Genomic DNA, 14,253 nt, shown 5'->3' on the forward strand with positions numbered 1-14,253 from the left:
GGATATCTTGTCGCGGTACGGGCCATCCGCGGCCCTGGCCGGGGCGTTGGCATAGGGCCCTGGCCTTTTCGAGGAAGACCTTCATGAGTATTCGACCCCCTGGCCAGAAGGGCGCTCAGAGTCTGCAGCGGCAAGACCTGCGGCCCGATCCTGCCAGGCTGGCCGGCGGTCTGGGCTTCAACGCAGAGCGGGGCGCCGCGCCGCGTGGCGGGAACGCCAGCGCGGCGCGCCAACGCGGCGACGAGCGGCATAGCGGCCTGAAATTTCTCGTCAACAGTGCGTTTCCGACCGCACGATCGTGGTATGAAACAGTTGAGCAAAACTCGACCATCAGCCTGCTCATACGCAGCTTGTTAAGCAAGCTGGCGGCTTCGACGGATGATGTTCAGGCCCAGTCCGGAGTGGCTGCGGAGCTGGCGCGACTGAGCGGATTGTCGCAAGGTGATCTGTCCACTCTTTCCGGGGGGCGGGAATCCCTGGCAGCCTGCATGAACGAGTTGACCTATGCGGATATCATCGCCTTGCGCACCGGAGTATTCAGTCGAGCGGAGGTTTTCGAGGCGGTATTGAGCCAGGCGCCGCCTGACCTAAGCAGCCAAGCGACCGACGTGCTGAAACAGATTCGTCAGGTTCTGAATGAGCGCTTTGTCAGCGCTTTCATTCAGGAGCCTTTGGAAGAGATTGGCAGGCTGCTGGCCTGTACCGCGCAATTGAAAGACAAGCAGTTCTGGTTCGAGGAGCTATTGAGCACCTTGTATACGGGCCTGACCGTGTTGAGTCGGATCGAGAACGGAAAGGATGCGCCGCTCAACGAGGTGCTGAGCGCCTATTTCCGGACGTTGCCTGAAAGCATGGCGCAGAAGATGCTGTTTGCTTTACGAGACGGACAACTGTATAGCGCACGTTTGATGCTGCTGAGCTCGCAGGAGCGATTGAACAGTGAAGCATTAATCTACAACCAGTCCCGATCAATGATCGCGTACCTGAGGCTGTGGGTGAAGAACGAAGCTTACGCCCAGGCCGAGCCTGCGTTGCGGCAAGTGGGCAGAAATTTGGCGCAGGCGCAGGTGGCGCAGGACCGCCGCGCCGGCGCCAGAGCCTTGTGCGATCTGGACGCCTTGGTGCTTGAGGTTCGAGAAATTTCCAGCTTGATATCCAAGGAAATGGCTGAGGATGTGCGCGGCCTGATCAAGACCGGCCTGAATCTGCTGCGCGATGCGAAGAACAATCCTGCCGGGCCGCTCAATGAACACTCCTTGCAGCGCCTGGATGATGCCTGCCTTGGTCATGTGCGTCAGACTTTGCGTTTGCGTCCCTACGGTCTGGATCTGGAGTCCGCGCAGGCCGATGCGGTGGGCCTGGAGCGAGTGGAAGGGCATGGCCGGCGGGCCGTCCAAGGCATGATGGACGTGTTGCGCACGCTGGCCGGGGAAAAGGTTCACATGCCCGCGCTTTTGCGGCAACTGCGGGATCTGTCGGGTCTGGAGCTGCGGCGTCTTCTGCACCTGGTGGAGCTGGGGCAGTTCGCCAGCGGCCTGACGGAGAACGATTGCCTGGCCCTGGCTCAAGAGACCTGCGCACAGGCGGTGGATCAACTCTCCCGCACCCGTCAGACCGTTGTGGTGCGCAATGTGATGCGGCACATGAGCCTGCTCAAGAGCCTGGAAGTGGAATTCGGCAAGATCGTATTCAGCACGAAGCCCGCCCTCGCCCAGAAGGCGTACAAAGGCGGCGGTATGGAGATCGGCTTGCAGCTTGATGCAACGTACCGGCTGTTGAATGTCATGGTCGAGACCCTGTATGGCTTGCTGCCGGAGATGATGGAGCGGGATGACTCGGAAGCCACCATCGAGCTGTGCGAGCAGATGCTGGCTCTGTTGGGCACGCTCTCGGATTTTGAAGTCCTGCCCGACAGTTTTTACTCCGCCTTGCAAGGTCAGTACGGAGTGGTCTACGACCCGGCTGCCGATCGGGCGGCCGTGGTCGTGACGGACGCGGCGCGGGCAACCCTGGCGCCTGAGCTGGAGCGGGGCGTCCTGGCCAGCGCCGACCTCGCCCAGCGGGTCGCCTTGGTTATAGATGGTCAGCCAAGGGAGTTTGTCGTGAGCCGGTGGTTCTATGAGGATGGCATCGAGCACGGCGCGATTACCTTGTCCGTGCGGGGCGGCGCGGCGGACGGCCGGGCGGTGCGCTTCATGTGGCCGGATCCGGCGTCGCCGAATGCTCGCCTGCAGGCCATGGGAGCGGCCCTGCAGGCGCTCGACCGGCTGGCCGGCGTGCACATCGAATCGCTGACCGGTCTCATGAATTACAAATATATGGCCGGCGCCGTGATAAAGGGCCTGTGGGGGATGGGCGCACATGCCCCGTTCAAACTGGCCGATGGCCTGGCCATTCATCCCGATGGCGAAGCGGAGCTGGACTTTGATGTGAAGCAGAACGCGGACGACAGCCTGGATATGGAGACCACGGTCACCTTTTCCAATATCCGCAAGGCTCCGGGAATAGGGTCCGGCGGCAGAGATGCATTCGTGACCCTGAACCCGGAGGCCGCCAGTTGGGCTCAGGTCCGGTTCACCGTGAACGTGTCTCCGGATGGCGGGCAGATCAAGGTGGTGGGCCTGCCGCAGTTCCGGCACCATTTCGAGCTCGAGAGCATTCAGCAATAAGGTCCCTTGACCTTTATTCGTGACGGCTTTGAATAGGCCCCCGACGTCTGGCCATGGGTGCAGGCGGCGGGGGTTTTTGCATGGCTCGGCCTGGTCCTGCGGGGCGAGGAACGACACGTATTCATCGGTTACTGACTTTCTGACGCGGCGATGATGCGTTCTTTGGCAGGTATGGATGACGCTTTGGCGCAAGCCCTCGGCGGCTCTGATCCGGGCTTCGGCATGAGGCTTTGGCTGGCGTATGGTTCTGTCATTTTCAAGGAAAACCTTCATGAACACTCCCCCCCTTGGCCGGACGAATGCTCAGAGTCTGCAGCCGCCAGGCCCGCAACCTGGGCCTGCGCACGGCGCCAATAATCTGACTTTCAATATGGAGTCGGGCGCCGAGCCGCGCGGCGGCCATGCGGGGGCGGCGTCGCGCCGGGGCGGCCTGCTGAACGGCCTGAAGCTTCTCGTCAGCTATGCGCTTCCACCTGCACGAACGCAGCAGGCCGCCCCGGCTCAAGCCCCCACCGTCAAGCGGCTCGTGCGCGCGCTGGTGGGCAGTCTGGCGGCGCTGGCGCAGGCCCCCGAGGAACCGTTCAAGGCAGTCAAGGAACTGGCGCGGCTCAGCGAGCTGTCGCAAGGCGATTTGATCGGTCTGCCCGAAGGATGGAAGTCGCTGAGCAGCAGCATGGATGAATTGCAGCGTGCAAGTCTTCTTGCGCTGCGTACCAAGGTATTGGGTCGAGAAGAGGCGCTCGCAGCGGTATTGAAACAGGTTTCGCCTGACATAAGCGACCAGGCCGCCGGCGTGCTCACGCAAATTCGCAAGGCCCTGGATGAGCGCTTTGTCAACGTTTTCCTCCGGGAGCCTCTGGAGGAGCTCTGCACACTATTGTCTCTGTCTTCTGACTTGTCCCTGTCCCTGTCCTCTAATGCGCAGGTGGAGGATGAACGTTCGAAGATTGCGGAACTGTTGAGTACCTTGTACACGGGCCTGTGCGAATTGTGTGTAAACGAGGGAGGGAGGCGCTTGGAGTTTCAAGACGTGTTGCACGCTCATTTTCAAACTTTGCCTGAGAGCACGGCGCAGAGGATGCTGTTCGGGTTGCGTAAAACTAAATTGATGGACATTCATTTCATGCTGTCACGATGGGACACGTCAACGCCCGACGAAGCATTGATTTGCGGAAAATCCCAGGGCCTGCTATGTACCTTGCGGCCATGGGCAAGAAAAGAAGCTTTCGTACAAGCCCAACCTGCATTGCGGCAAGTAGGCAAAAAGCTGATGCAGGCCGAGGCGGCGCAGGACCGGCGCGCCGGCTCCAAGGTCTTAAGCGATCTGGACCTCCTGGTGAACAAGACTAAAGAAATTGCTGGCGGGTTGACGAATGAATTCATTGAGGACGTGCGCAGCCTGACCAAGATCGGCCTGAATCTGCTGCGCGATGCGAAGACTAATCCTGCCGGGCCGCTCAATGAACATTCCTTGCAGCGTCTGGATGACGCCAGCCTCGGTCATCTTCGCCAGGCCTTGCGCTTGCACCCCTTGGGCCTGGAGCTGGATCTGGCGGCGGCTGATGAAATTACGCGGCAGCGGATGGAAGGGCATGGCCGGCGGGCCGTCCAAGGCATGATGGACGTGTTGCGCACGCTGGCCGGGGAAAAGGTTCACATGCCCGCGCTTTTGCGGCAACTGCGGGATCTGTCGGGCCTGGAGCTGCGGCGACTTCTGCACCTGGTGGAGCTGGGGCAGTTCGCCAGCGGCCTGACGGAGAACGACTGCCTAACCCTGGCTCAAGAGACCTGCGCACAGGCGGTGGATCAACTCTCCCGCACCCGCCAGACCGTTGTGGTGCGCAATGTGATGCGGCACATGAGCCTGCTCAAGAGTCTGGAAGCGGCATTCGGCAAGATCGTATCCAGCACGAAGCCCGCCCTCGCCCAGAAGGCGTACCAAGACGGCGGTATGGAGATCGGCTTGCAGCTTGATGCAACGTACCGGCTGCTGAGCGTCATGGTCGAGACCCTGTATGGCCTGCTGCCGGAGATGATGAAGCGGGATAATTCTGAATCAGCCATCGAATTGTGTGAGCAGACATTGGGTCTGTTGGGCACGCTCTCGGATTTTGAAGTCCTGCCCGGCAGTTTTTACTCGGCCTTGCAGGATCAGTACGGAGTGGCCTACGACCCGGCTGCCGATCGGGCGACCGTGGTCGTGACGGACGCGGCGCGGGCAGCCCTGGCGCCTGAGCTGGAGCGGGGCGTCCTGGCCAGCGCCGACACCGCCCAGCGGGTCGCCTTGGTTGTAGATGGTCAGCCAAGGGAGTTTGTCGTGAGCCGTTGGTTCCATGAGGATGGCATCGAGCACGATGCCATTTCCTTGTCCGTGCGGGGCGGCGCGGCGGACGGTCGGGCGGTGCGCTTCATGTGGCCGGATCCGGCGTCGCCCGATGCTCGCCTGCAGGCCATGGGAGCGGCCCTGCAGGCGCTCGACCAACTGGCCGGCGTGCACATCGAATCGCTGACCGGTCTCATGAATTACAAGTACATGGCCGGCGCCGTGATAAAGGGCCTGTGGGGGATGGGCGTGCATGCCCCGTTCAAACTGGCCGATGGCCTGGCCATTCATCCCGATGGCAAAGCGGAGCTGGACTTTGATGTGAAGCAGAACGCGGACGACAGCCTGGACGTGGAGACTACGGTCACCTTCTCCAACATCCGCAAAGCCCGGGGCGTAAGGCCGGACGGCACGCTGGTATTCGTGACCCTGAACCCGGAGGCCGCCAGTTGGGCGCAGGTCCGGTTCACCGTGAACGTGTCTCCGGATGGCGGGCAGATCAAGGTGGTGGGCCTGCCGCAGTTCCGGCACCATTTCGAGCTCGAGAGCATTCAGCAATAAGGTCCCTTGACCTTTATTCGTGACGGCTTTGAATAGGCCCCCGACGTCTGGCCATGGGTGCAGGCGGCGGGGGTTTTTGCATGGCTCGGCCTGGTCCTGCGGGGCGAGGAACGGACCGTATCCGCCGGTTACTGAAGGTTGGCCATGGCGGCGGATGCGCCACGTTGGCAATGTGGATGACGCTTTGGCGCAAGCCCTCGGCGGCTCTGATCCGGGCTTCGGCATGGGGCGTTGGCTGGCGTATGGTTCTGTCATTTTCAAGGAAAACCTTCATGAACACTGCCCCCCTTGGCCAGTCGAATGCTCAGAGTCTGCAGCCGCCAGGCCCGCAACCTGGGCCTGCGCACGGCGCCAATAATCTGACTTTCAATATGGAGTCGGGCGCCGAGCCGCGCGGCGGCCATGCGGGGGCGGCGTCGCGCCGGGGCGGCCTGCTGAACGGCCTGAAGCTTCTCGTCAGCTATGCGCTTCCACCTGCACGAACGCAGCAGGCCGCCCCGGCTCAAGCCCCCACCGTCAAGCGGCTCGTGCGCGCGCTGGTGGGCAGTCTGGCGGCGCTGGCGCAGGCCCCCGAGGAACCGTTCAAGGCAGTCAAGGAACTGGCGCGGCTCAGCGAGCTGTCGCAAGGCGATTTGATCGGTCTGCCCGAAGGATGGAAGTCGCTGAGCAGCAGCATGGATGAATTGCAGCGTGCAAGTCTTCTTGCGCTGCGTACCAAGGTATTGGGTCGAGAAGAGGCGCTCGCAGCGGTATTGAAACAGGTTTCGCCTGACATAAGCGACCAGGCCGCCGGCGTGCTCACGCAAATTCGCAAGGCCCTGGATGAGCGCTTTGTCAACGTTTTCCTCCGGGAGCCTCTGGAGGAGCTCTGCACACTATTGTCTCTGTCTTCTGACTTGTCCCTGTCCCTGTCCTCTAATGCGCAGGTGGAGGATGAACGTTCGAAGATTGCGGAACTGTTGAGTACCTTGTACACGGGCCTGTGCGAATTGTGTGTAAACGAGGGAGGGAGGCGCTTGGAGTTTCAAGACGTGTTGCACGCTCATTTTCAAACTTTGCCTGAGAGCACGGCGCAGAGGATGCTGTTCGGGTTGCGTAAAACTAAATTGATGGACATTCATTTCATGCTGTCACGATGGGACACGTCAACGCCCGACGAAGCATTGATTTGCGGAAAATCCCAGGGCCTGCTATGTACCTTGCGGCCATGGGCAAGAAAAGAAGCTTTCGTACAAGCCCAACCTGCATTGCGGCAAGTAGGCAAAAAGCTGATGCAGGCCGAGGCGGCGCAGGACCGGCGCGCCGGCTCCAAGGTCTTAAGCGATCTGGACCTCCTGGTGAACAAGACTAAAGAAATTGCTGGCGGGTTGACGAATGAATTCATTGAGGACGTGCGCAGCCTGACCAAGATCGGCCTGAATCTGCTGCGCGATGCGAAGACTAATCCTGCCGGGCCGCTCAATGAACATTCCTTGCAGCGTCTGGATGACGCCAGCCTCGGTCATCTTCGCCAGGCCTTGCGCTTGCACCCCTTGGGCCTGGAGCTGGATCTGGCGGCGGCTGATGAAATTACGCGGCAGCGGATGGAAGGGCATGGCCGGCGGGCCGTCCAAGGCATGATGGACGTGTTGCGCACGCTGGCCGGGGAAAAGGTTCACATGCCCGCGCTTTTGCGGCAACTGCGGGATCTGTCGGGCCTGGAGCTGCGGCGACTTCTGCACCTGGTGGAGCTGGGGCAGTTCGCCAGCGGCCTGACGGAGAACGACTGCCTAACCCTGGCTCAAGAGACCTGCGCACAGGCGGTGGATCAACTCTCCCGCACCCGCCAGACCGTTGTGGTGCGCAATGTGATGCGGCACATGAGCCTGCTCAAGAGTCTGGAAGCGGCATTCGGCAAGATCGTATCCAGCACGAAGCCCGCCCTCGCCCAGAAGGCGTACCAAGACGGCGGTATGGAGATCGGCTTGCAGCTTGATGCAACGTACCGGCTGCTGAGCGTCATGGTCGAGACCCTGTATGGCCTGCTGCCGGAGATGATGAAGCGGGATAATTCTGAATCAGCCATCGAATTGTGTGAGCAGACATTGGGTCTGTTGGGCACGCTCTCGGATTTTGAAGTCCTGCCCGGCAGTTTTTACTCGGCCTTGCAGGATCAGTACGGAGTGGCCTACGACCCGGCTGCCGATCGGGCGACCGTGGTCGTGACGGACGCGGCGCGGGCAGCCCTGGCGCCTGAGCTGGAGCGGGGCGTCCTGGCCAGCGCCGACACCGCCCAGCGGGTCGCCTTGGTTGTAGATGGTCAGCCAAGGGAGTTTGTCGTGAGCCGTTGGTTCCATGAGGATGGCATCGAGCACGATGCCATTTCCTTGTCCGTGCGGGGCGGCGCGGCGGACGGTCGGGCGGTGCGCTTCATGTGGCCGGATCCGGCGTCGCCCGATGCTCGCCTGCAGGCCATGGGAGCGGCCCTGCAGGCGCTCGACCAACTGGCCGGCGTGCACATCGAATCGCTGACCGGTCTCATGAATTACAAGTACATGGCCGGCGCCGTGATAAAGGGCCTGTGGGGGATGGGCGCACATGCCCCGTTCAAACTGGCCGATGGCCTGGCCATTCATCCCGATGGCAAAGCGGAGCTGGACTTTGATGTGAAGCAGAACGCGGACGACAGCCTGGACGTGGAGACTACGGTCACCTTCTCCAACATCCGCAAAGCCCGGGGCGTAAGGCCGGACGGCACGCTGGTATTCGTGACCCTGAACCCGGATGCCGCCAGTTGGGCTCAGGCCCGGTTCACCGTGAACGTGTCTCCGGATGGCGGGCAGATCAAGGTGGTGGGCCTGCCGCAGTTCCGGCACCATTTCGAGCTCGAGAGCATTCAGCAATAAGGTCCCTTGACCTTTATTCGTGACGGCTTTGAATAGGCCCCCGACGTCTGGCCATGGGTGCAGGCGGCGGGGGGTTTTTGCATGGCTCGGCCTGGTTCTGTTGAACACGGAACGGACCGTATCCGCTGGTTACTGAAGGTTGGACATGGCGGTGGTTGCGCCACTTTGGCAATGTGGATGACGCTTTGGCGCAAGCCATCAGCGCTCCAGATCCGGGCTCTGGCATAGAGCCCTGGTTTTTTCGAGGAAGACCTTCATGATTATTCGACCCCTTGGCCAGGCGAGCGTTCAGAATCTGCAGCGGCACGGTCTGAAGCCCATTTCAGCAGGGATGGCTGGCGGATTGCGATTCAGCGCTGAGCCGGGCGTCGAGCCGCGTGGCGGCAACGTTAGCGTCACGCGGCCGGACAGCGACGCTGGCGCCACGCGGCCGGACGGCAACGCTAGCGCCACGCGGCCGGACAGCGACGCTGGCGCATGGCCGTGCATGGGTAGCCTGCTGAACGGGCTGAAATTTTTCGTCAGCCGTATATTTCCAGAGCTGCGCTCGCGTCCTGATGCGGTGACTCAAGCACACTCCACCAGTCTGCTCGTGCGCGCGCTGGTGGGCAGTCTGGCGGCGCTGGCGGAGGCCCCCCAGGGGTCGCGCAAGGCAGTCAAGGAACTGGCGCGTCTCAGCGAGCTGTCGCAAGGCGATTTGATCAGTCTGCCCGAAGGATGGAAGTCGCTGAGCAGCAGCCTGGATGAATTGCAGCGTGCAAGTCTTTTGGCGCTGCGTACCAAGGTATTGGGTCGAGAAGCGGCGCTCGCAGCGGTATTGAAACAGGTTTCGCCTGACATAAGCGACCAGGCCGCCGGCGTGCTCAAGCAAATTCGCAAAGCCCTGGATGAGCGTTTTGTCAACGTCTTCATCCAGGAGCCTCTGGAGGAGCTTTGCACGCTAATATCCCTGTCCTCTATCGAGCAGTTGGAAGATAATCAGGTCAAGATCGCGGAATTGTTGAACATCTTGTACACGGGCCTGTACGAGTTGGGCCTGAACGAGGAAGGGAAGCGCATGCCGCGTGAAGACGTGTTGAGCGCCTATTTTCGGGCTTTGCCTGAGAGTACGGCCCAAAGCATGTTGTCTGGATTGTGGTATGCCAAATTGCTTAAGATTCACATGATGATGTTCGGGCGGCCGTTGCCATCGAGCAGCGAAATAGGGGAATTACTGGCTTACAATAATTCCAGTAGCATGGCGGGGTGCTTGGGGATGTGGGCAGAAAAAGAAGCTTTCGTACAAGCTCAACCTGCATTGCGTCAAGTCGGCAAAAAGCTGATGCAGGCCGAGGCGGCGCAGGACCGGCGCGCGGGCTCCAAGGTCTTAAGCGATCTGGACCTCCTAGTGAACAAGACTGAAGAAATTGCTGGCGGGTTGACGAATGAATTCATTGAGGACGTGCGCAGCCTGATCAAGACCGGCCTGAATCTGCTGCGCGATGCGAAGACTAATCCTGCCGGGCCGCTCAATGAACACTCCTTGCAGCGTCTGGATGATGCCAGCCTCGGTCATCTTCGCCAGGCCTTGCGCTTGCATCCCCTGGGCCTGGAGCTGGACCTGGCGGCGGCTGATGAAATTGCCCGGCAGCGGGTGGAAGGGCATGGCCGGCGGGCCGTCCAAGGCATGATGGACGTGTTGCGCACGCTGGCCGGGGAAAAGGTCCACATGCCCGCGCTTTTGCGGCAACTGCGGGATCTGTCGGGCCTGGAGCTGCAGCGCCTTCTGCACCTGGTGGAGCTGGGGCAGTTCGCCAGCGGCCTGAAAGAGAGCGATTGCCTGGCCCTGGCTCGAGAGACCTGCGCACAGGCGGTGGATCAACTCTCCCGCACCCGCCAGACCGTTGTGGTGCGCAATGTGATGCGGCACATGAGCCTGCTCAAGAGCCTGGAAGTGGCATTCGGCAAGATCGTATCCAGCACGAAGCCCGCCCTCGCCCAGAAGGCGTACAAAGACGGCGGTATGGAGATCGGCTTGCAGCTTGATGCAACGTACCGGCTGCTGAGCGTCATGGTCGAGACTCTGTATGGCCTGCTGCCGGAGATGATAGAGCGGGATGACTCGGAAGCCACCATCGAGCTGTGCGAGCAGATGCTGGCTCTGTTAGGCACACTCTCGGATTTTGAAGTCCTGTCCGGCAGTTTTTACTCGGCCTTGCAAGGGCAATACGGGGTGGCCTACGACCCGGCTGCCGACCGGGCAGCCGTGGTCGTGACGGATGCGGCGCGGGCAACCCTGGCGCCTGAGCTGGAGCGGGGCGTCCTGGCCAGCGCTGGTTCCAACCGGAAGATCGTCTTGCCGATCAATGGCCAGCCACGGGAGTTTGTTGTGAGCCGGTGGTTCCATGAGGATGGCATCGAGCACGGCGCCATTTCCTTGTCCGTGCGGGGCGGCGCGGCGGACGGCCGGGCGGTGCGCTTCATGTGGCCGGATCCGGCGTCGCCCGATGCTCGCCTGCAGGCCATGGGAGCGGCCCTGCAGGCGCTCGACCGGCTGGCCGGCGTGCACATCGAATCGCTGACCGGTCTCATGAATTACAAGTACATGGCCGGCGCCGTGATAAAGGGCCTGTGGGGGATGGGCGTGCATGCCCCGTTCACACTGGCCGATGGCCTGGCCATTCATCCCGATGGCAAAGCGGAGCTGGACTTTGATGTGAAGCAGAACGCGGACGACAGCCTGGATATGGAGGCCACGGTCACCTTCTCCAGCATCCGCAAAGCCCGGGGCGTAAGGCCGGACGGCACGCTGGTATTCGTGACCCTGAACCCGGATGCGGCCAGTTGGGCTCAGGCCCGCTTCACCGTGAACGTCTCCCCGGATGGCGGACAGATCAAGGTGGTGGGCCTGCCGCAGTTCCGGCACCATTTCGAGCTCGAGAGCATTCATGAATAAGGGACGTTGACTCTTATCTGCTACGGGCGTGAACTGGCCCCCGCCGTCTGGACCTGGTTCCAGGCGGCGGGGGTTTTTGCATGGCTCGGGCGCACAGGTGCGCAGCTCGGCGGGCAAAGGAACGATGAAGGTCGCTTCGTTACTGACGCTTGAACATGATGGCGAACAAACAGAAAACGAGCTGCTTCGGTGGACGCAGGCCGTTCATCTTTTTCGGGTAGAGATCCGGCTCCCCGCTAGGTCGGAATGCGGCCGCGGGGACCTGGTCATGTCGCGACGCCTGGGACTGTTGCAGGTCGATCCGGCCCAGGCGCGCATCGCGCTTTTTCAAGGATGATCACATGACTATTCCGCTTTCCAGTCCGGCGGCGGCCCGGAGCGCGCTGCAACAGGAGCTGGCGCACGGTTGCCTGGGAATCTTCGGCAATCTGCGGTACAGCCCGGCACAGGGCGGTACGGCGCGAGCCCGCCGTCCAGGCGTGCTCGCGCAGCTTCACGCGCTATGGACCAATGTGAAATTCTTGGTTGGCCGCGTCCTCGGGCGAGCGCGGGCGCAGCGCGATTCCGTCAGCAACGTCCGGGAAAACAGCCGTCGCGTCGGCAATCTGCTGGGCAGCTTGACGGCCCCGGCCGGCGACGCCAGGGCTCGGCCTCGCATTGTCCAGGCGCTGAGCGACCTGGCCGAGCTCTCGGGGGGGGATCTGGGCATGCTGCCGGGAGCGCAGGAATCCTTGGATGCCTATCTGGATGAGTTGCAGCATAAAGATATTCTTGCCCTGTGCGGCGGAGCCTTAAGCCAGCCGCATGCCTTCGAGGCGGTGCTGAACCAGGTTTCTTCTGACATCCGCCCGCAGTCGGCTGAGGTGCTGGAGCAAGTAAAGACGGCGTTGAATCAGGTCAAGGCGATGCGGAATCAGCAATTGGCCCGGAAAATCGCGCAGGAACCCATGGAAAGGATGGCGGAGCTGTTTTCTAGTCCATCGGTCGACAGGAAAGCATTGGCGGAGCAATTGATGGTTCTGCATGCGGGTGTCCTCAAGCTGGGCTATGACAAATCGAAGGGCCCGCCTATCAGTCAGACGCTGGATTTTTATTTACAGTCTCTGCCCAAGGAGAGCTTGCAGGACATGCTGAGCGCATTGCGGCCTGAACGATTGAATATCGGCAAAGAACTTCTGTCGAATGTCGGCATGAGCCGGGATGAGTCGCAGGCGTTTGGATGGCTGGAATACATTTCGCAGTCGCTGGAGCGCGAGAAGTGTCGGCGGATCCAGGCTGAATTGCAGGGATTCAATGAGGCCCTGAATCAGCTTGGGCAAGCGGAAAAGCGGTTGACCGCCTGCAAAGTCCTGTGCGAGCTGAATGACCTGCTGGAGCAGGTGGAGCAGACAGGAGAAACAGCACCTGAAGATTTGCCCGAGCAAGCGCGACAAGTGGTCCGCAATTGCCTGAGCCTGCTCAGGGATGGTCAAGGCAATCCGGATGGGCCGCTCACTGAGGATTCCTTGCGCAAGCTGGATGACGCCGCACTGATCAATCTGCGCAATCTCCCGCGCTTGCGGCCCTTTGGGCTGGAGCTTGTGGAGCCGGCCGATGCGGGCCGGCGACGGCGCCAGGTGCTGGAGTGGCAAGTCATCCAAGGCATACGCGATGCGTTCCGGGTCTTATCCGGAGATCCGGTCGATATGCGGGCATTCATGCGGCAAATGCGGGATTTATCCGATCTGGAGCTGCAGCGAGTCCAGATGCCGGAGAGCACGGCGCAGTCCCCTTCCGAAGATGAGGCGAGCAGGCTCGAAAGCGTCTGCAAGCAGGCCTTGGAAGAATTGTACGGTGCACGCATGCCCAGGGCCCGGAGCCTGTCGCCGTCGAATATTCACGCGCTGCAGACCGTGGAAACGATGTTTGCGCAGGTCACGCCGCGGCTGAAGAAGCTCATTGCCTCGGACGACTACGAAGTCGGCGGGGCCGTGATCATGAAACATCTCCACGCGACCCGGCAACTGCTGTCCGGCATGCGCAATGTCTTGGCAGACATGTGCGCGGGGGATGAAGCCGATTATTCATTCGCGCCGCCATCTCGCTCGGCGCCAGACGCGATGTCCGGGGTTCTCCAACGCTCGCTGCTCGAGCAATACGGGGTGGTCTATGATCCCGAGAAAGATGAGGTCGCCGTGCCCGTGACGGACTCGATGCGCCGCCTCATGGTGAAGGCTATCCTGGAAAAGCCTTTCCAGGGAGCAGAGGAGACCGCTGAGATCGTGCTGCCTGTGAATGGAGTCCCGAAAACGTATTCTGCGCACATCAGCTTTGTTGGGGACGCGCATGAACGCAACTCCATTTGTCTGTCTGTCCGGGGGGCCGGGGCGGACGGCCGGTTTTTCTGTTTTACCTGGCCGAAGCGCGATATGGCTTTTGAAGAAAGGAAGCTTGCTCTGGGAGGAGCATTGGATGTGCTGGACCAGGTGGCGCCCGGGTCGCTGGAAGGGTTGACGCGTCTGCTGAATCAACAGATAGGCTGCCGCGTGTTGGGGGGGCTGCACGATATGGGTGAGGATCAGCCATATCGTTTGCAATGCGGAACGCGTATTCAACCGATGGATGGTCAAACAAGTCAACTATATGATGTGCAGCAGAACGAGGATGGCAGCTTTCGTATCCACGTGAAATACGTGTTCGAAGGGTTCACCGTCGGGCTTGCAACCTGGCCAAACGCTATGGCTGGATCGATCAAAAGCTTGGATCCGGACGTCTTCAGATGGATTCAGTTTCAGTTCACCGTGGATGTGTCGCCGGACGCTGCGCAGATGGTCCTGGTTGAACCGCCACAGTTCCGCTACCACCTTGAGCAGGAGGCGGAAGGCCGCGGGTGATGGTGCG

The 14,253-nt window shown here is 61.2% G+C and carries 5 protein-coding genes; all 5 read left to right on the top strand.

The genetic code is table 11. The features are described from left to right. Window positions 1–83 precede the first annotated feature (83 nt). The 5 genes from ACF3ND_RS08545 to ACF3ND_RS08565 all read left to right on the top strand — a co-directional run bounded on the left by ACF3ND_RS08545 (window position 84) and on the right by ACF3ND_RS08565 (window position 14,246). Window positions 84–2,669: a hypothetical protein gene (locus ACF3ND_RS08545; protein ID WP_394065648.1), complete on the top strand. Its 2,586-nt coding sequence runs from the start codon at window positions 84–86 to the stop codon at window positions 2,667–2,669. 271 nt (window positions 2,670–2,940) lie between these two features. Then, window positions 2,941–5,553 (top strand): hypothetical protein, encoded by a 2,613-nt coding sequence (locus ACF3ND_RS08550; RefSeq protein ID WP_394065649.1) that lies wholly within the window; start codon window positions 2,941–2,943, stop codon window positions 5,551–5,553. A gap of 272 nt (window positions 5,554–5,825) precedes the next feature. After that, window positions 5,826–8,438: a hypothetical protein gene (locus tag ACF3ND_RS08555; RefSeq protein ID WP_394065650.1), complete on the top strand. Its 2,613-nt coding sequence runs from the start codon at window positions 5,826–5,828 to the stop codon at window positions 8,436–8,438. 256 nt (window positions 8,439–8,694) lie between these two features. Then, window positions 8,695–11,373: a hypothetical protein gene (locus tag ACF3ND_RS08560; RefSeq protein ID WP_394065651.1), complete on the top strand. Its 2,679-nt coding sequence runs from the start codon at window positions 8,695–8,697 to the stop codon at window positions 11,371–11,373. Between the two features lie 341 nt (window positions 11,374–11,714). Further along, entirely contained in the window at window positions 11,715–14,246 is a 2,532-nt protein-coding gene (locus ACF3ND_RS08565) for a hypothetical protein (RefSeq protein WP_394065652.1), read from the top strand. Window positions 14,247–14,253: the final 7 nt, after the last annotated feature.

The organism is Alcaligenes sp. WGS1538, from assembly GCF_043187505.1.
Taxonomy (GTDB): domain Bacteria; phylum Pseudomonadota; class Gammaproteobacteria; order Burkholderiales; family Burkholderiaceae_B; genus Alcaligenes.